Annotated in this window: 15 protein-coding genes; 6 read left to right on the top strand and 9 right to left on the bottom strand. The window is 66.3% G+C overall.

Features of this window, described 5'->3' with window-relative positions:
• Positions 1-19 precede the first annotated feature (19 nt).
• Entirely contained in the window at positions 20-382 is a 363-nt protein-coding gene (locus tag WKW77_RS08020) for an SPW repeat protein (RefSeq protein ID WP_340356330.1), read from the bottom strand.
• A gap of 58 nt (positions 383-440) precedes the next feature.
• A complete protein-coding gene (locus WKW77_RS08015; protein ID WP_340356329.1) occupies positions 441-944 on the bottom strand; it encodes a DUF3016 domain-containing protein in 504 nt (167 codons plus the stop codon).
• On the opposite strand from WKW77_RS08015, the gene WKW77_RS08010 reads away from it, so the two are divergent.
• The 3 genes from WKW77_RS08010 to WKW77_RS08000 are packed head-to-tail and all read left to right on the top strand — an operon-like array spanning position 943 to position 3,280.
• The gene (locus WKW77_RS08010) at positions 943-1,110 is read left to right on the top strand and encodes a hypothetical protein (RefSeq protein WP_340356328.1); all 168 of its coding nucleotides are present in this window, start codon (positions 943-945) and stop codon (positions 1,108-1,110) included. The genes WKW77_RS08015 and WKW77_RS08010 overlap by 2 nt on opposite strands.
• A 14-nt stretch (positions 1,111-1,124) precedes the next feature.
• Complete coding sequence (locus WKW77_RS08005; RefSeq protein ID WP_340356327.1) at positions 1,125-1,520, top strand: DUF6165 family protein; 396 nt, start codon at positions 1,125-1,127, stop codon at positions 1,518-1,520.
• The gene (locus tag WKW77_RS08000; protein ID WP_340356326.1) at positions 1,520-3,280 is read left to right on the top strand and encodes a tetratricopeptide repeat protein; all 1,761 of its coding nucleotides are present in this window, start codon (positions 1,520-1,522) and stop codon (positions 3,278-3,280) included. The genes WKW77_RS08005 and WKW77_RS08000 overlap by 1 nt, the downstream gene beginning before the upstream one ends.
• On the opposite strand, the gene WKW77_RS07995 is transcribed toward WKW77_RS08000, so the two are convergent.
• From WKW77_RS07995 to WKW77_RS07980, 4 genes are read right to left on the bottom strand one after another with little or no spacing between them, the layout of a single operon-like run.
• Positions 3,270-4,148 carry a carbohydrate ABC transporter permease gene (locus WKW77_RS07995; RefSeq protein WP_340356325.1) on the bottom strand — a complete coding sequence of 293 codons (879 nt, stop codon included), beginning with the start codon at positions 4,146-4,148 and terminating at the stop codon, positions 3,270-3,272. The two genes, WKW77_RS08000 and WKW77_RS07995, sit on opposite strands and share 11 nt — an antisense overlap.
• On the bottom strand, positions 4,145-5,047 hold the full coding sequence (locus WKW77_RS07990) for a carbohydrate ABC transporter permease (protein WP_340356706.1): 903 nt from the start codon (positions 5,045-5,047) through the stop codon (positions 4,145-4,147). The genes WKW77_RS07995 and WKW77_RS07990 overlap by 4 nt, the downstream gene beginning before the upstream one ends.
• Before the next feature lie 34 nt (positions 5,048-5,081).
• The gene (locus WKW77_RS07985; protein ID WP_340356324.1) at positions 5,082-6,410 is read right to left on the bottom strand and encodes an ABC transporter substrate-binding protein; all 1,329 of its coding nucleotides are present in this window, start codon (positions 6,408-6,410) and stop codon (positions 5,082-5,084) included.
• 39 nt (positions 6,411-6,449) lie between these two features.
• Positions 6,450-7,523: an ABC transporter ATP-binding protein gene (locus WKW77_RS07980; protein WP_340356323.1), complete on the bottom strand. Its 1,074-nt coding sequence runs from the start codon at positions 7,521-7,523 to the stop codon at positions 6,450-6,452.
• Between the two features lie 183 nt (positions 7,524-7,706).
• Here WKW77_RS07980 and WKW77_RS07975 point away from each other — a divergent pair, with 183 nt between their 5' ends.
• From WKW77_RS07975 to WKW77_RS07965, 3 genes are read left to right on the top strand one after another with little or no spacing between them, the layout of a single operon-like run.
• Complete coding sequence (locus tag WKW77_RS07975) at positions 7,707-8,525, top strand: FadR/GntR family transcriptional regulator (protein ID WP_340356322.1); 819 nt, start codon at positions 7,707-7,709, stop codon at positions 8,523-8,525.
• Positions 8,522-9,538: a D-erythronate dehydrogenase gene (denD, locus tag WKW77_RS07970; protein ID WP_340356321.1), complete on the top strand. Its 1,017-nt coding sequence runs from the start codon at positions 8,522-8,524 to the stop codon at positions 9,536-9,538. The genes WKW77_RS07975 and denD overlap by 4 nt, the downstream gene beginning before the upstream one ends.
• Positions 9,535-11,364: an IlvD/Edd family dehydratase gene (locus WKW77_RS07965; protein ID WP_340356320.1), complete on the top strand. Its 1,830-nt coding sequence runs from the start codon at positions 9,535-9,537 to the stop codon at positions 11,362-11,364. Before denD ends, WKW77_RS07965 begins: the two co-directional genes overlap by 4 nt.
• A 505-nt stretch (positions 11,365-11,869) precedes the next feature.
• Here WKW77_RS07965 and WKW77_RS07960 read toward each other — a convergent pair.
• From WKW77_RS07960 to polA, 3 genes are all read right to left on the bottom strand, one after another.
• Positions 11,870-12,778, bottom strand: a complete 909-nt coding sequence (locus tag WKW77_RS07960; RefSeq protein WP_340356319.1) for a LysR family transcriptional regulator — start codon at positions 12,776-12,778, stop codon at positions 11,870-11,872.
• A 5-nt stretch (positions 12,779-12,783) separates the two neighbouring features.
• Entirely contained in the window at positions 12,784-14,079 is a 1,296-nt protein-coding gene (locus WKW77_RS07955; RefSeq protein ID WP_340356318.1) for a M20/M25/M40 family metallo-hydrolase, read from the bottom strand.
• Positions 14,080-14,209: 130 nt separating this feature from the next.
• On the bottom strand, positions 14,210-17,002 hold the full coding sequence (gene polA / locus WKW77_RS07950) for a DNA polymerase I (RefSeq protein ID WP_340356317.1): 2,793 nt from the start codon (positions 17,000-17,002) through the stop codon (positions 14,210-14,212).
• Between the last annotated feature and the right edge of the window lie 49 nt (positions 17,003-17,051).

Below are 17,051 nucleotides of genomic sequence, written 5' to 3'. Positions count from 1 at the left end.
CGGCAGCGCGCCCGCACGGTCAATGCGCCGGGCGATGGAGCCAGCCGCTGTATTCCTTGTCGGTCACCAGCGTCCAGAGTGCCAGCGCCACGATCACCGCGCCGGTGATCACCGCGGTCAGCATCGCCTGGCGGTGCATGCCGAAGCCGATCACCCACGGGGAGATGACCAGCCACGCGCCGAGCGCGCACTCGGTCCACTCCTCCCAGGCGCGCGGCACGATCATCGCGCCCAGCGCCGCGGCCACCAGCGCCACGCCGACGAGCACCGCGTTCGCGGTGGGCGACGGGATCTCCTGGTAGCTCACGAGCCAGGGCGAAATGGCGAGCCATACGCCCAGAAGTGCATTCACCACGTCCTGCCAATGCTTGAGTTGCTTCATCGCACACCTCCTGCCGGCACGGGAAAGCGACGCCGGCAAGCCATTGGATTCGCCCGGATCAGCCGTGTTCCTTCGCGGCAACAATGCGGCGCGCGAACCAGTCGTCCAGCATCGCGCGCTCATAAATGAAGCGGTCGCTGCTCGAGCTGCGCCGCGCCATCAGGAGGTAGTTCATGTCGCTGATGCGTTCGCGGCCGCTCGCGATCACCTGACCGTCGCAGCTCAACTCGTAGCGCAGCTCCATGCGCGGCCAGGTGACGTCGGTCAGGATCCGCACCTCGGGACCCGCCCGGCGCAGCGGACTGAAACCGCCGGCCAGATCGATGTCGAGCACTTCGATGCGCAGCGCATCGCCGGGCCCCAGATGGCGGTCGGCGAGCCGCTGCAGGTGTTGCTGCACGTCGCGCATCACCTCCTCCCGATCGCGCTCGCTGGGGAACGAGCGCGAATACGCGGCATCGCGGAAGTTCTCCGGATTGACGAAGACGACGGTCAGGTCCGCCGCACTCGCCGCGGACGCGCCCGCGGCCAGCAATATCGAGAGCGCCCAGGATCGAATCATGTTCATCTCCTTCCGGCAGGCAGCCCCGCACCTCGCTTGGGCCGGCGTGCGCAGCAGTTTGCAGAAACCGCAAATCGCGGTCGCCATCGCCCCGAACAAGCTCACTGCGAACGATGGATTGGGCCTGTCGGGGGCCCTTCTACAATTCGCGGCTTCCTTGACTTGATGGCGGATTTCCTCGTGCACGCACCCGTAATGGTCCCGGTTTCGCCCGGCGAACTCTTCGACAAAAAGACGATTCTCGAGATCAAGCGCGAGCGCGTGACCGACGAGTCCAAGCTGGTCTTCGTCCGGCGCGAACTCGAACTGCTCTCCAGGGCGACCGCCGAAGTGCTGGAGACCTCTTCCGAAGCCGCCGCCATCGAGCAGGTGCAGGCCGAACTGCTCGCCGTCAACAAGCAGCTCTGGGACATCGAGAACGAAGTGCGCCACGCCGAACGCGAATCCCGCTTCGACGCGAAGTTCATCGAGGCCGCCCGGCAGGTGTACTTGACGAACGACCGCCGCGCCGCCCTCAAGCACCGCATCAACGCCCTGCTCGGCTCGCCGCTCGACGAGGTGAAAGAGCACCTCTGATGTCGCCGCAGCAGAAGTCGGAGCTGGCGGATCGCGCACTGGCCCACCAGCGCGAGGGCCGTGTGGATCTGGCGGAAGCCGCGTGGAAGACATTGCGCGAGGCCGACCCGGCCGATGCGCGCGCACCGGCGATGCTCGGGCTGATCGCCGCCGGCAGGGGCGATATCCCCGGCGCGATCGGCCTGCTCGGCGAATCGCTGCAGCGCGATCCCGGCAACGTCGCGATGCGCTTCAACCTCGCCTTGCTGCACCGGCAGGCGGGTGACCCGGGCAGCGCCCTTGCAGGCTTCGAGCAGGTGCTCGCGCAGCGGCCCGGCGAGGTGCGGGTGCTTCCGCACAAGGCCGAAGCACTGCAATCCCTCGGACGGCACGAAGAGGCCATCCAATGCTTCATGCGGCTGCGGCAGGTGGGGCCGCTGGGGCCGGACCTGCTGCGCCGCTTCGGCGAATCGCTCTTCGAGGCGGGTCGGCATGACGAGGCCCACGCGGCCTTTGCGGAAGCCTTGCGCGCGCAGCCGGACAGCGCCGAACTGCTGATGAATCTCGGCGTCGCCGAACTCGCGCTGCTGCGGCACGATGCCGCGCTCGCCACACTGGAGAAGGCGCGCAAGCTGGCCCCGGGCCGCCCCGAGATCGAATTCAATCTCGCGAATGCGCTGTGCGCGGTGGACCGCTTCGACGAAGGCATCCCGCTGTACGAACACCTCCTCGCGCAGAACCCGAACGACGGGCAGGCGCGAATGAATCTCGCGAACGCGCTGCGCGACATGCAGCGGCACCCTGAGGCCATGCCGCACTACGACCGGTTGCTGGCGCAGACGGACGCACCGGCCGGCGTGCGATGGAACCGCGCGCTGTGCCTGCTCGGCGCCGGGGACTTCGCGCACGGCTGGCCTGCCTACGAGCAGCGGATCGAGGAAGAGCGATTCGGCCACGCGCGAACCTTCGACGCGCCCCGCTGGACCGGCGCCGAGCCGCTCCAGGGAAAGACGCTCCTGGTCCATGCCGAGCAGGGCCTGGGCGACACGCTGCAGTTCTGCCGCTACGTGCCGCTGCTGGCATCGCGCGGCGGCCGGATCGTGTTCGAGGTGCAGCGGTCGCTGCAGGACAGCCTGCGTTCCTTGAAGGGCGTGGACGTCCTCGCGGGTCGCGGCGATGCGCTGCCAGCCCATGACTTCCATTGCCCGCTGATGAGCCTGCCGCTGGCACTCGGACTTTTCGACATATCGAGCCTGGCCGGCGAGGTGCCCTACCTGCAGGTCGATCCGGAAAGGGTCGACCGGTGGCGGCAGTCGATCGCGTCGCGGCCGGGGCCGCGCATCGGCATCGTCTGGACCGGCAATCCCGACCACCCGGAGAACCACAAGCGCTCGATCCCGCTGGCGCCGCTGCGCGCGTCGCTGCCCACGAACGCGAGCGTGTGGAGCCTGCTGCTGCCCGAGACGCTGAAGCAGGCCGATGCCGGCACCCAGGGCCCGGTGGTCCGGTCCTTCGACGCTTCCGATTTCGTGAACACGGCCGCGCAGATCAAGGCGCTCGACCTGCTCATCACCACCGACACCTCGATCGCGCATCTTGCAGGTGCGATCGGCGCACCGGCCTGGCTGCTGCTGCCCTATGCGGCGGACTGGCGCTGGTTCACCAGCAGCGAGACGACCCCGTGGTATCCGGCCTTCCGCGTCTTCCGCCAGCCCTCGCCGGGCGACTGGGACGGCGCGCTTTCGGAATTGAGGACCGCGCTCGCGGCCTTCACTCCTTGACCGAACCGGTCATCCCGGACACGTAGTACTCGACGAAGAACGAGTAGATGAACGCCACCGGCAGCGAGCCGAGCAGCGCGCCGGCCATCAGCGGTCCCCACTGGTAGACGTCGCCCTGCACCAGCTCGGTGACCACGCCGACGGGCAGCGTCTTGATCTCCGACGACGAGACGAAGGTCAGCGCGTAGATGAACTCGTTCCACGACAGCGTGAAGGCGAAGATGCCCGCCGAGATCAGCCCCGGCACCGCGAGCGGCAGCACGATCTTCACGAGGATCTGCCAGCGGCTCGCGCCGTCGATCAGGGCGCACTCCTCCAGCTCGGCCGGGATCGAGCGGAAGTAGCCCATCAGCAGCCAGGTGCAGAACGGGATCAGGAAGGTCGGATAGGTCAGGATCAGCGCCCAGCGCGTATCGAACATGCCGAGGTTGAAAACCACGTTCGCGAGCGGGATGAACAGGATCGACGGCGGCACCAGGTAGGCGAGGAAGATCGCGAGCCCGGTCTGCCGGGAGCCCTTGAAGCGCAGCCGCTCGATCGCGTACGCCGCGAACACCGAGCAGGCGAGCGACGCGAAGGTCGATACCACCGACACCAGCAGCGTGTTCCACAGCCACTGGGGGTACGAGGTGTCGAACAGCAGCTTGTGGAAGTGATTGATCGTCGGCGCGATCACCCAGAACGGGTTGCCCTCGCGCGAGAGCAGTTCCGCATCGGGCTTCACAGAGGTGATCGCCATCCAGTAGAACGGGAACAGCAGCACGATGAGAAAGACCAGGAGCGGCAGGTAGACCGTGACCACCTTGCGCGGCACGGACTCCAGGTAGCCCATGCCGACCACATCCATCTGTCCGGGCTTGGCGCTCATTTGTCGGAGCCTCCCTGTTGCCATGCACGGCGCTGAAGGCCGAAGTAGCTGAACATGATGCAGGCGAGCAGGAAGGGCACCATCGCGATCGCGATCGCCGCGCCCTCGCCCAGCGCTCCGCCCGAGATCGCGCGCTGGAAAGACAGCGTTGCCATCAGGTGCGTCGCATTGAGCGGCCCGCCGCGCGTGATCACGTAGATGAGCTGGAAATCGGTGAAGGTGAACAGCACCGAGAACGTCATCACCACCGCGATGATCGGCGTGAGAAGCGGCAGCGTGACGTGCCGGAACTGCTGCCATGGCGTCGCGCCGTCGATGGCCGAGGCCTCGTAGTACGACGGCGAGATGGTCTGCAGCCCCGCCAGCAGCGTGATCGCGACGAAGGGCACGCCGCGCCACACATTGGCCGCGATCACCGCCATGCGCGCATTCCACGGATCGCCGAGGAAGTCGATGTAGTGGTCGATGAGCCCAAGCTTCACCAGCGCCCAGCTGATGATCGAGAACTGCGAGTCGTAGATCCACCAGAACGCGATCGCCGACAGCGCCGTCGGCACGATGTACGGCAGCAGGATGACCGCGCGGAAGAAGGTCTTGAAGCGGATGTTCTTGTTGAGCAGCACCGCGAGCCACAGCCCGAGGAAGAACTTGAACACGCTCGCCACCGCCGTGTAGAAGAGCGTGTTGAAGAGTGCGAGCCGCGTGACCGAGTCGTTCCAGAGAAAGACATAGTTCTCCAGCCCGACCCACTCCCCGCCCCGGCCCACCTTGGTGTCGGTGAAGCCGAGCCAGGTGCCCAGGCCGAGCGGGTAAGTCAGGAACAGCAGCAGCAGCACCGCCGCCGGCAGCATGAAGGCGAAGCCGAGGGCGTTGCGGCTGTTCTGGAAGCGGGCAAGCAGCGTCATGGAATGCGGCGCGCCTGCGCGACCATTCTCAGACCTTGTAATAGCGTTCTGCACGTTTTTGCGCGCGTTCCGCGGCCTCCTTCGGCGACTTCGAGCCGCTCGCCGCTTCGGCCACCATGTTCGGGATGATGAAGTCCGCCGCCGCGCCGGCCGACGCATAGCCCAGCTTGCCTTCGTAGCCGGCGGGCCGCAGGTTCTTGACCGAGTCGCGGTATGGCGTGTTCTTCGGGTCCACGGTCCAGATCTCGTTGGCCTCGTAGGCGCGCAGCGGCTGCGCGACGTAGCCGCCCGCGCCCTTGAGCCAGTCGTCGAACTGCGGCCGCTCCATCATGAAGCGCAGGAACTCCTTCGCGGCTTGCGGGTACTTGGTGTACTTCATGACCATCTGGTTGAAGAACAGGTGCGACTCGGTCGGCACGCCCACCGGCCCGACCGGGAAGACCGCGTGGTTGATGTCGGAGGCCAGCTCCTTGACCTTCGCGTCGGGCGAGTTCTTCGCCGCGTAGTAGATCGAGATGCCGTTGTTGGTGACGCTGATCTGCCCGTCGAGGAAGGCCTTGTTGTTGTTCGGGTCCAGCCACGAGAGCGTGCCGGGGATGAAGTTCGCGTACAGCTCCTTGGCGTATTCGAGCGCCTTGATCGTCTCGGGGCTGTCAAGCACCACCTTGTTGTTCTTGTCCACCAGCTTGCCCCCGAAGGACCAGACCAGCCAGTTGGTCCAGGTGCTGTCGCCCGTTGCATTGCCGAGCGCCATGCCGCCGGGGGTGCCCTTGTCCTTGAGCGCCTTGTACATCTTGAGGAAATCGTCGTTGGTCTTCGGGAAGGTCTCGAAGCCGGCCGCCTTGAGCATGCTCTCCCGGTACACCATCAGCGAACCGGAGGCACCCAGCGGCAAGCCGATCCAGCGCTTGCCGTCGGGCCGCATGAACATCTCCGCCGCCGGATACCAGCCGCCGTATTTCTTGCCGAGGTACTCGGCGAGATCGGTCACGTCGAGCAGCTTGTCGGGATAGAGGTTCGCGTCGTCGTTGGTCGACAGGATGATGTCCGGGCCGGCGCCCGTGTTGGCCGCCACCGCCGCCTTGGGCCGCACGTCTTCCCAGTTCTCGTTGTCCACGCGCACTTCGATGCCGGTGGTTTCACTGAACTTCTTCACGTTGGCCATGTAGGCATCGATGTCGCCCTGCACGAAGCGGCTCCACCGCAGCACGCGCAGCTTGGCGCCCTTCTCGGGCTTGAAAGTCATCGACTGGGCATTCGCGAGCGGCGAGAAGACGGCCGTGCCGACGCCGAGCGACGCCGCGGCCGCGAAGCCCGCCGAGCTCTTGAGAATCGTGCGGCGATTGAAGTCACTCATTCTTTGTCTCCTGATGTTGAAAGGGTCAAGAAAAGAACCTCAAGCCACCAGCCTCTGGCCGGTGCCTGCGTCGAAGAGATGCGCGCGCTGAAGATCGGGTTGCAGGTGGATGGTGGTCCCCGGCGCGAAGTCGTGGCGCTCGCGGAACACCGCCGAGATCTCGGTGCCCTCATGCCGGCAGGCGACGAAGGTGTCCATGCCGGTCGGCTCCATCACCACGACGCGAGAGGGAATGCCGCCGCCGTCCGCAAGACTCAGGTGCTCGGGCCGCGTGCCGTAGACGACCGGCTGGCCGTCGACGCCGCCCGCGTGCGTCGGTGCGTCGAGCTTCGTGCCGTCCGCGAGCTCGACCATCGCCGCGCCGCCGTTGCGCCGCAGCGTGCCGGGAAGGAAGTTCATGGCCGGCGAGCCGATGAATCCGGCGACGAACTGGTTGGCCGGCCGGTCGTAGAGCTCCAGCGGGCTGCCGGTCTGCTCGATGCGGCCGTCGCGCATCACCACGATCTTGTCGCCCATGGTCATGGCCTCGATCTGGTCGTGCGTGACGTAGATCGAGGTGGTCTTGAGCCGCTGGTGCAGCTCCTTGATCTCGCTGCGCATGGCCACGCGCAGCTTGGCGTCGAGATTCGACAGCGGCTCGTCGAAGAGGAACACCTGCGGATCGCGCACGATCGCCCGCCCCATCGCCACGCGCTGACGCTGACCGCCCGAGAGCTGGCGCGGATAGCGGTCGAGCAGCGGCGTGAGCGCGAGGATCTCGGCCGCGCGACCGACCTTCTGCTCGATGGTGGCCTTGTCGATCTTCGCGAGTGCGAGTGCGAACGCCATGTTGTCGCGCACCGTCATGTGCGGGTAGAGCGCGTAGTTCTGGAACACCATCGCGATGTCGCGCTCCTTCGGCGGGAGGTCGTTCACGCGGCGGTCGCCGATGCGGATCTCGCCGCTGTTGATCTCCTCGAGCCCGGCGATCATGCGCAGCAAGGTCGACTTGCCGCAGCCCGATGGCCCCACGAGGACGGTGAAGGAGCCGTCCCGGATGTCGATGTCCACGCCGTGAAGGATGGGGACATCACCGAAGTTCTTCTTGACTGCCTGGATCGTGACACTTGCCATGCACTGGAGCCTTCAAAGTACGCGGAACTGGCGAAGGCGGCGCCTCGGGGGCCATGAAACCGCTTTCGCAACCGCGCAGTATTGGCATCGCGAAAGGCTCGCGCATCAGGGCAAACCGGTACGCATTAACCCCCGGTCAATTTGTATGATGACCAGATAACCGAGCTGAATTCCATCCACGCCGTGCGCGTTCCGGCATCTTCCCAACCCCTTCCGCTGATCGTCGATCGGCTGTCGGACCGGTTGGCGGCGCTGCTGAGCGCGCAGATCGAGTCCGGCGCCCTGCACGAAGGCGACCGCCTGCCGACCGAGCAGAAGCTTGCCGAGGCCCACGGCGTTTCGCGGACCGTGGTGCGCGAGGCGGTGCACCAGCTCAAGTCCAAGGGCATGGTCAACTCGCGGCAGGGCTCGGGCGTGTACGTGGCGCCGCGACCGGTCAACCAGGCCCTGGCCTTCGACCCGGCTGTGCTGACTTCGGTGCAGGCGGTGGTGCATGTGGTGGAGGTCCGGCGAGTGCTCGAAGGCGAAATCGCCGCCCTCGCCGCCGAGCGTGCCTCGCGCGCCCAGATCGCCGAACTGCGCCGCGCCCTCAAAGCCATCGACGGCGCCGTGGCCGACGGCCGCGACGGCGTTGCCGAGGACCTCGCCTTCCATCGTGTCATCGGCGAAGCCACCGGCAACCCGCAGTTCCGGCTGCTGCTCGGCTTCCTGGAGCAGTACCTGCGCGAAGGCATGCGCATCACGCGCGGCAACGAGGCGCGCCGGCTCGATTTCATGACCGAGGTGCAGCGCGAGCACCGCGCCATCTTCGAAGCGATCGCAGCGCGCGATCCCGAAGCGGCGCGGCGCCGGGCCACCGAACACATCACCCGCGGCGAACAGCGACTGATCGAGGGCGGCGTCATCGACGGCCGTCGTCGCCAGGCGGCGGTCAAGGCCGTTCGCGAGGCTGCGGCCACCACTGCCAGAAAGGGCAAGAAAGCCATGAAGGAGTCCCCATGAAACTGATGATCACGGGAGGCGGCGGTTTCGTCGGATCGCGCCTCGCCCAGGCCTTGCTCGCGCGCGGCACGCTCGCGGGCGAGCGCATCGGCCGCATCGTGCTGACCGACATCGCGCCGCCGCCCGCGAGCCTGCTCGCGGATCCGCGCGTGGAAGCACGCACCGGCCCGCTGCTGGAACAGACCACCGCGCTGCGCGACGAAGAGTTCGATGGCGTCTTTCACCTCGCCTCCGCCGTCTCGGGCGAATGCGAACTCGACTTCGACCTCGGCCTGCGCTCCAACCTCGACAGCACACGCGCGCTGCTCGATGCGATCCGCGCGCGCGTCAACGCCGGCGGCAAGGTGCCGCGTGTGGTGTTTTCCAGCTCGGTCGCGGTGTTCGGACCCGACCCGGCGCATCCGATGCCGAAGATCGTCGGCGACGACACGCTGCCTGTGCCGCAGACGTCCTACGGCATCCAGAAGCTGATCTGCGAACACCTCATCGCCGACTACACGCGCAAGGGCTACATCGACGGCCGCGCGGCGCGGCTCATGACGGTAACGGTGCGGCCCGGCCGGCCCAACGGCGCGGCGTCGTCATTCTTCAGCGGCATCATCCGCGAGCCGCTGGCGGGGATGGAGTCGATCTGCCCCGTCTCACCCGACGTGTCGCATCCCATGACATCGCCGGCACGCACGGTGGACGGATTGATCGCGGTCTACGAGGCCAGCCGCGAGGCCTTCTGCGGGCGAACCGCACTCAACTTGCCGGCGCTCAACGTGACGGTGCGCGAGATGCTCGATGCACTCGAAGAGGTGGCCGGTCCGGCCGTGCGCGCGCGGGTGCGATTCGAACGCGACGAGCGCATCGCGGGCATCGTCGCCAACTGGCCGAGCGGCGCCTCGGCCATGCGCGCCGCGAGGCTGGGCCTGCATCCGCACGAGAACTTCGCAGATATCGTTCGCCAGTACATCGACGATTGCAAAGCCGCGCCGAACGCAGACCAGACCCTGAAGGGAATCGCATGACGCCCAAGAAGAAGAAAAACGCCAAGGCCTCGACGGGCCAGACTCCGAAGTTCAAGTTGCGCTCGCAAGCCTGGTTCGACAACCCGGCCAATGCCGACATGACCGCGCTCTACCTCGAGCGCACGATGAACTTCGGCATGGGTTTCGACGAGCTGCAGTCGGGCCGGCCGATCATCGGCATCGCGCAGACGGGCTCGGACATCGCGCCGTGCAACCGGCATCATCTGGTGCTGGCCGAGCGGGTGCGCGAGGGGATCCGCGATGCGGGCGGCATTGCGTTCGAGTTTCCGATTCATCCGATCCAGGAAACCTGCAAGCGGCCGACGGCGGCGCTGGACCGCAATCTGCAGTACCTGTCGCTGGTCGAGGTGCTGTACGGGTATCCGATCGACGGCGTGGTGCTGACGACCGGGTGCGACAAGACGACGCCCGCACAACTGATGGCGGCGGCGACGGTGGACATTCCTGCGATCGCGCTGAACTCGGGGCCGATGCTCAACGGCTGGTACGAGGGCGAACGCACGGGCTCGGGCACGATCGTGTGGCGTGCGCGGGAGATGATGGCGGCGGGCAAGATCGGCTACCAGGAATTCCTGAAGCTGGTCGCATCGTCGGCGCCGTCGACGGGCCACTGCAACACGATGGGCACGGCCTCGACGATGAATTCGCTGGCCGAGGCGCTGGGTATGACATTGCCGGGCAGCGCCGCGATTCCGGCGCCGTATCGCGACCGCCAGGAGATGGCCTACATGACGGGCAAGCGCATCGTGGAGATGGTGCGCGAGGACCTGAAGCCTTCGGACATCCTCACACGCGAAGCATTCGAGAACGCGATCGTGGTCAACTCCGCGCTGGGCGGCTCGACGAATGCGCCGGTGCACCTGAATGCGATCGCGCGCCACATCGGCGTGGAGCTGACGACGGACGACTGGGAGAAGCACGGCTACAAGATTCCGCTGCTGGTCAATCTGCAGCCGGCGGGCGAGTATCTCGGCGAGGACTACTACCGCGCCGGCGGACTGCCTGCGGTGGTGGCCGAACTGGTCGCGCAGAAGAAGATCAAGCCGGCGATGACGGCCAATGGCAAGACGCTGGCCGAGAACTGCGAGGGCAAGTTCACGAGCGACCGGAAGGTGATCTTCCCGTACAACAAGCCGATGAAGAAGAACGCAGGCTTCCTCAATCTGAAGGGCAATCTCTTCGATTCCGCGATCATGAAGACGAGCGTGATCACGGCCGAATTCCATTCGCGCTACCTGGAAGATCCGAACGATCCGATGGCTTTCGAGGGCACGGCGATCGTGTTCGACGGACCGGAGGACTATCACGCGCGGATCGACGATCCGAAGATGAAGATCGACGAACGAAGCGTCTTGTTCATGCGCGGCGTGGGGCCTGTGGGTTATCCGGGCGCTGCCGAGGTGGTGAACATGCGGGCGCCCTCGTATCTGCTCAAGAAGGGCATCACGGCGCTGCCTTGCATTGGCGACGGGCGGCAGTCGGGGACGTCGGGGTCGCCTTCGATCCTGAATGCCTCGCCGGAGGCCGCGACGGGCGGTGGGCTGGCGCTGGTGCGTACCGGGGACCGTGTGCGCATCGATCTCAAGAAGCGCACTGCGAACATGCTGGTTTCGGATGAGGAACTGGCGAAGCGGCGTGCAGAGTTGGAGAAGCAAGGGGGCTATCCGTATCCGAAGAGCCAGACGCCTTGGCAGGAGATCCAGCGGGCTGTTGTCGATGAGCTTTCGGAAGGGATGGTTCTGAAGCCTGCCGTGAAGTACCAGCGGATCCACGCTACGTTCGGGATTCCTCGGGATAACCACTGACTCGGCTGTTCGCGCGCGTTGGTTGGGGCCGCCCGGGTTGCGGTGCGGCGCTGGCGGCTTCACTACGCCGGCCGCTTCGCGGCTGCCCTGCGGTGCTCGCCTTTCGCGGGGTCTCGCGCAAACTCGCTTCGCTCAGACAGCGCGAGTCCTGATCCGCGAAAGGCTGCGCTCCTCGGCGGCGTAGAGGCGCCCCCAGCGCCGCACCGCAACCCGGGCTCCGTGGTGTGCGAAGGGCCTGCTCGTCTGCGACGTCGCCAATCCTTCCCCCACCAAGCCGGTGAAGGTGGACAGTTCTCCCCTACCGTTTCAGCGGCGGCGGGCGGTGTGCCCTTGGGCGGCCGTTGAGGCACCGCCGAGCAGCGCAGCGGCACGCGGAAAGAGGGCCGCGCGTGTTTGAGCGAAGCGAGTTTCGCGCGGACCCCGCGTACCGCGAGCAGCGCAGGGCAGCCGCGAAGCGGCCGGTGACGTCGGCCGCCCAAGGGCTCACCGCCCGCCATCGCCACCCCTAAGCCGAAGAACTCATCTCCTCGACAGCCTCCCGCATGAACCGAGTGATGTTCCGGACAGCAACAGAATCCGGCCGACCGGCAAACCGAAGCGCCCGAATCGGCACCGGAATCAGCGGCTCCAGCGCCAGCACATCCACCTTGTCCCGATCCGCCGATTGCGCAGTGCATCCATCCACGAGCGCCACACCAAGCCCGTGATGCGCCATCGCCAGCGCCGCGTGATACGTCTGCACGGTCACGACGGCCTGGAACCCCACCCCCGCCTGCCGGCACGCCTGACTCAGGCTCGTCCCTACAGGATCGCGGCTGTCGAGCCCCACCACAGGCAGCTTGACCAGGTCGTGCAAGGCCACTGAGCCGTTGCGCAACAGCGCGCGCGACAGCATGCCCTTCGGCGCGATGCAGGTCATGCGGCTGTCCGCCAATGTCTCCTGCGTCAACGAGGGATGCACAGCAGGACTGAACGCGAAGCCCACGTCCGCCTCCTGCAACAACAACGCCGACATGATCTGCGGCGAGTGCAGCGATTCGACCGTCACCGCCACACCCGGATGCTTCTCGCGGAAGCGCTTGAGCGCACGCGGCAGCACCTCGTAGCTCAACGCCAGCACCGTGAGGATTCGAAGCTCGCCCGAGTCGGTCCCCGCGCGCAGGTTCGCCGCGAGCCGCTGCACCTCGTCGAGCTGCGCGAACAACCGCTCGATGTGCGGGTACAGCGCCAGCGCCTCGGTGGTCGGCGTCAGGCGCCCTTTTGCGCGCTGGAACAACGAGAAGCCGAGCTGGATCTCCGCATGCTGCAGCGTGCGGCTCACCGCCGGCTGCGTGATGTTGATCAGCCGCGCCGCCGCGCTCACGCTCCCCGTGAGCATGATCGCGTTGAAGACCTCGATGTGGCGCAGTCGCATCTCGCTCAGTGCCCGGGCTGGCTCACCTTGCCGCGCGAGACGTCCATGATGAGCTGCGTCGCCAGATACAGCCGCGGCTCGATCGAATCGATCAGCACGTACTCCGCGTCCATCGAATGCGCACCGAAGCCCTGCAGGCCGAAGCGCTCGACCACCGCCGCTTTCGTCTTCAGTGCAGCGAAAGCCGCATCGGTGCCGCCGCCTGCGACCTTGTCGTCCGCGCCGAGCGTCTTGCCGAGATCCTTGTAGATCTGCTGCGCATGCGTCGCCAGGGCGAGCGACGCATCGTTCGCCTCCAGCGGTGGACGGCGGCGCTCGAACTTCACCTCGACCTTCGCCTGCGGGACGAGCTGGTTCTTCGCGCGCTCCCTCACCTGGTGCTCGATGCGGTCGTAGTCGCTCACCTTCAGCACGCGCACATCCGCACCGGCCGTTGCCGTCGCCGGAATCACATTGCGGTTGCTGCCGGCGCGCGAGATGGTCCAGTTGAGCTTGAGCCCCGTCGCGGGGTCCGACAGGTCGCGCATCTGCAGGATCTGGTGCGACAGTTCGTAAAGCGCATTCACGCCCGCTTCCGGCGCCGAGCCCGCGTGCGAGGCCTTGCCCGTCACGTTGAGCGTGACCGATGCAATGCCCGCCGTCGCGAGCGACAGCTTGTCGTCGCGCACCGACGAGCCTTCGAACGACATCACGACATCGTGCTCGCCGCCCAGTTGGGTGATCAGCGAACGTGCGCCCGGCGAGCTGATTTCCTCGTCGCCGTTGATCAGCACCGTGAGCGTGCCGTAGTCCTTGAAGTTCATCGCCTTCAGCATCGCAACCGTGTGCGCAATCACCGCGACGCCCTGCTTGTCGTCGGCAATGCCGAGGCCGTAGGCCTTGTCGCCGTCAATGCGGAAAGGCTGCTGCCTGGCCATGCCGATCTGGTAGACCGTGTCCATGTGCGCGATCAGCATGATCTTCTTGGTGCCCGTGCCCTTGAACGTCGCGCGCACCACCTTGCCGATCTTCTCGGGCGTGTCTTCCATGCGGTAGGCGCCCTCGGACACATCGATCAGCTCCACCTGCCCGCCGAGCGCCTTGAACTTCGAGGCGACGAGGTTCGCCATCTTGTCGAGGCCTTCGAGGTCACGGCTGCCGGATTCGATCGAGACGAACTCCTTGAGGGTTTCGAGCAGCGCCGGCTTCTCCTTGGCGGCCAACGCAGTCAGGCGTTCATCGGGGGCGGCAAGGGCACATGCGCATGCAGCGCTCAGTGCGGTCAACAGAAAAGCTTTACGGGCAAAAGCAACAGCAGTCATTCAGTCATGTCTCCCAAAAATGAAATACCGGAAACACCGCGGAACCGGCTTCGCCGGGCCGCTGGTGTTGCCCCCGGTAGGGGGTTGGCGAAGCGACACGAAGTGCGCGCAGCCTGGGGGCGAGCAACAATCAATGCGCCTTGTCCCAGTTGGGACCAAAGCCAATCTCTGCCAGCAGCGGCACCTTGAGATCCGCCACGCTCGCCATGAGCCGAGGGATCTCCGTACGAACCCACTCGACCTCGCTCTCGGGCACCTCGAACACCAGTTCGTCGTGCACCTGCATGATCATCTTCGTGCCGCGCTTCTCGGCATCGAGCACTTCCTGCACCTTCACCATGCTGAGCTTGATGAGGTCGGCCGCGGTGCCCTGCATCGGCGCGTTGATGGCCGCGCGCTCCGCAGCGCCGCGACGCGGGCCGTTGGGCGACTTGATCTCGGGCAGGTAGAGGCGCCGGCCGAACACCGTCTCCACGTAGCCGATCTCCTTGGCGCGCGCCTTGGTCTCGTCCATGTACGCCTTCACGCCCGGATAGCGCGCGAAGTAGCGATCGATGTACGACGCCGCGGCCTTGTTGTCGATGCCGAGGTTGCGCGCGAGGCCGAAGCTGCTCATGCCGTAGATGAGGCCGAAGTTGATCACCTTCGCGTAGCGACGCTGCTCGCTCGACACCTGGTCGACCGCCACGCCGAACACCTCGCCGGCGGTCGCGCGATGCACGTCGATGCCCTCTTTGAAAGCGCGCAGCAGCGATTCGTCTCCGCTGATGTGGGCCATGATCCGCAGCTCGATCTGCGAGTAGTCCGAACTCGCGATCACGCGGCCCGCCGGCGCCACGAAGGCCTCGCGCACGCGGCGGCCTTCTGCCGTGCGGATCGGGATGTTCTGCAGGTTGGGGTCGTTGCTCGACAGCCGGCCGGTCACGGCCACCGCCTGCGCGTAGTGCGTGTGCACCCGTCCGCTTCGCGGATGCGCCAGCAGGCCGAGCTTGTCGGTGTAGGTGCCCTTGAGCTTCGACAGGCCCCGGTGCTCCAGGATCTTGGCGGGCAGCGGGAAGTCCTCGGCGAGCTTTTCAAGCACCTCTTCATCGGTGCTCGGCGCGCCGCTCGGCGTCTTCTTGACCACCGGCAGCCCGAGCTTGGTGAAGAACACCTCGCCGATCTGCTTGGGCGAGCCGAGGTTGAACGGCTGGCCGGCCAGGGTGTAGGCCTCCTGCTCCAGCGCCATGATGCGTTTGCCCAGTTCGTTGCTTTGCGAGGCCAGCGTGGGCGCGTCGATGAGCACGCCGTTGCGCTCGATGCGGTAGAGCGTCTCGCTGGTCGCCATCTCCAATTCATAGACGAAGCGCAGCTTCTCGTCGGCCTGGAGTCTGGGCCAGAGCGCGCGATGAACATCCAGTGTCTGGTCGGAGTCTTCGCAGGCGTATTCGGCCGCCTTGTCGATCGCGACCTGGCTGAACGGGATCTGGTGCGCGCCCTTTCCGCACAGGTCTTCATAGTCGATGCCGGTGCGGCCGAGGTGCCGCTCCGCGAGGCTGGCGAGCCCGTGCGGCTTGTGCACTTCGAGCACGTAGCTCTGCAGCATCGTGTCGTGCGCATAGCCCTGCACCTCGATGCCGTGGTTGGCGAACACGTGGCGGTCGTACTTGATGTGCTGGCCGAGCTTCTTCTTCGTGCCGTCTTCGAGCCACGGCTTGAGGCGCGCAAGCACCTCGTCACGCGGCAGCTGCGCCGGCGCATCGGGATAGTTGTGGCCGACCGGGACGTAGGCCGCTTCGCCCGGCGTCACGCTGAAGCTGATGCCGACGATCTCGGCCACCATCTCGTCGAGCGAGGTGGTTTCGGTGTCCAGCGCGACGAGATCGGCCGACTGCAGCTTGGCGAGCCACTGGTCGAACATCTCCCAGGCCAAGATGGTGTCGTAGACGAGGTTGGAGGCCTTCTCGACAGCCTCGAAGCCGGGCTGGTCGAACAACCCGGTGCCGCCTTCCGCTCCATGGCTCTTCCTGCTTTCCTCGATGCGTTCGGGCGGCGTGTCGTGCGCTTCGAGCGACTTCACCAGCGACTTGAAGCCGAAGCGCTCGTAGAAGACCTTCAGCTCATCGATCTGCTGAGCGCCGATCGCGATCCCGTCGAGCGACGGCAGGCCGGCCACATGGCCGTCGAGATCGCAGTCGGTGCGGATGGTCACGAGCCGCCGGCCCTGCGGCAGCCAGTCGAGCACCTTGCGCAGGTTCTCGCCGGCCTGCCCCTTGACATCGCCCGCGCGGGCGATGAGACCGTCGAGCGAGCCGTATTCGCCGAGCCACTTGGCCGCCGTCTTGGGGCCCACCTTCTCGACACCCGGCACGTTGTCGACCGCATCGCCCACCAGCGTCTGGTAGTCGATCATCAGGCTCGGTGGCACCCCGAACTCGGCCGTGACGCCGGCGATGTCGCGCTTCTTGCCGTTCATGGTGTCGATGATCGTGACGTGCTCGTCGACGAGCTGGCTCAGGTCCTTGTCGCCACTGGAGACGATCACCTCGATCCCCTGCTTCGCCGCAGTGCGGGCGAGCGTGCCGATCACGTCGTCGGCCTCCACGTCGGGCACGCACAGCACCGGCCAGCCCAGGAGCTTCACCACCTGGTGGATGGGCTCGATCTGGCTGCGAAGGTCGTCCGGCATCGGCGAGCGGTTGGCCTTGTACTCGGGATACCAGTCGTCGCGGAAGGTCTTGCCGGGCGCATCGAACACGCAGGCGGCGTAGTCCGCGCGCACCTCGCGGCGCAGTGCGGTCATCATGTTGATCATTCCCCGGATCGCACCGGTGGCCGGACTGGCGCTGTCGCCGGGAACGGCACGCAGGTCGGGCATCGCATGAAAGGCGCGGTAGAGGTAGCTCGATCCGTCGACGAGCAGCAGCGTTTTCTTGTCGGTCATCAAGGCATTTTGCCGTGGCGGGGCAACCCACCCGCAAGGTGCGTCCCCG

Source organism: Variovorax ureilyticus, from assembly GCF_037889935.1.
GTDB lineage: Bacteria > Pseudomonadota > Gammaproteobacteria > Burkholderiales > Burkholderiaceae_C > Variovorax > Variovorax ureilyticus.
The sequence above is the reverse complement of the archived record's forward strand: the minus strand, read 5'-3'. Positions and strand labels throughout refer to the sequence as shown.

Bases quoted from the DNA above. Each gene is read 5' to 3' on its own strand.
- WKW77_RS07965 (WP_340356320.1), top strand. From the start codon at position 9,535: ATGACGCCCAAGAAGAAGAAAAACGCCAAGGCCTCGACGGGCCAGACT.
- WKW77_RS08015 (WP_340356329.1), bottom strand. From the start codon at position 944: ATGATTCGATCCTGGGCGCTCTCGATATTGCTGGCCGCGGGCGCGTCC.
- WKW77_RS07985 (WP_340356324.1), bottom strand. From the start codon at position 6,410: ATGAGTGACTTCAATCGCCGCACGATTCTCAAGAGCTCGGCGGGCTTC.
- denD (WP_340356321.1), top strand. From the start codon at position 8,522: ATGAAACTGATGATCACGGGAGGCGGCGGTTTCGTCGGATCGCGCCTC.
- polA (WP_340356317.1), bottom strand. From the start codon at position 17,002: ATGACCGACAAGAAAACGCTGCTGCTCGTCGACGGATCGAGCTACCTC.
- WKW77_RS08020 (WP_340356330.1), bottom strand. From the start codon at position 382: ATGAAGCAACTCAAGCATTGGCAGGACGTGGTGAATGCACTTCTGGGC.
- WKW77_RS07980 (WP_340356323.1), bottom strand. From the start codon at position 7,523: ATGGCAAGTGTCACGATCCAGGCAGTCAAGAAGAACTTCGGTGATGTC.
- WKW77_RS08000 (WP_340356326.1), top strand. From the start codon at position 1,520: ATGTCGCCGCAGCAGAAGTCGGAGCTGGCGGATCGCGCACTGGCCCAC.
- WKW77_RS08010 (WP_340356328.1), top strand. From the start codon at position 943: ATGTTCATCTCCTTCCGGCAGGCAGCCCCGCACCTCGCTTGGGCCGGC.
- WKW77_RS07995 (WP_340356325.1), bottom strand. From the start codon at position 4,148: ATGAGCGCCAAGCCCGGACAGATGGATGTGGTCGGCATGGGCTACCTG.
- WKW77_RS07960 (WP_340356319.1), bottom strand. From the start codon at position 12,778: ATGCGACTGCGCCACATCGAGGTCTTCAACGCGATCATGCTCACGGGG.
- WKW77_RS07955 (WP_340356318.1), bottom strand. From the start codon at position 14,079: ATGACTGCTGTTGCTTTTGCCCGTAAAGCTTTTCTGTTGACCGCACTG.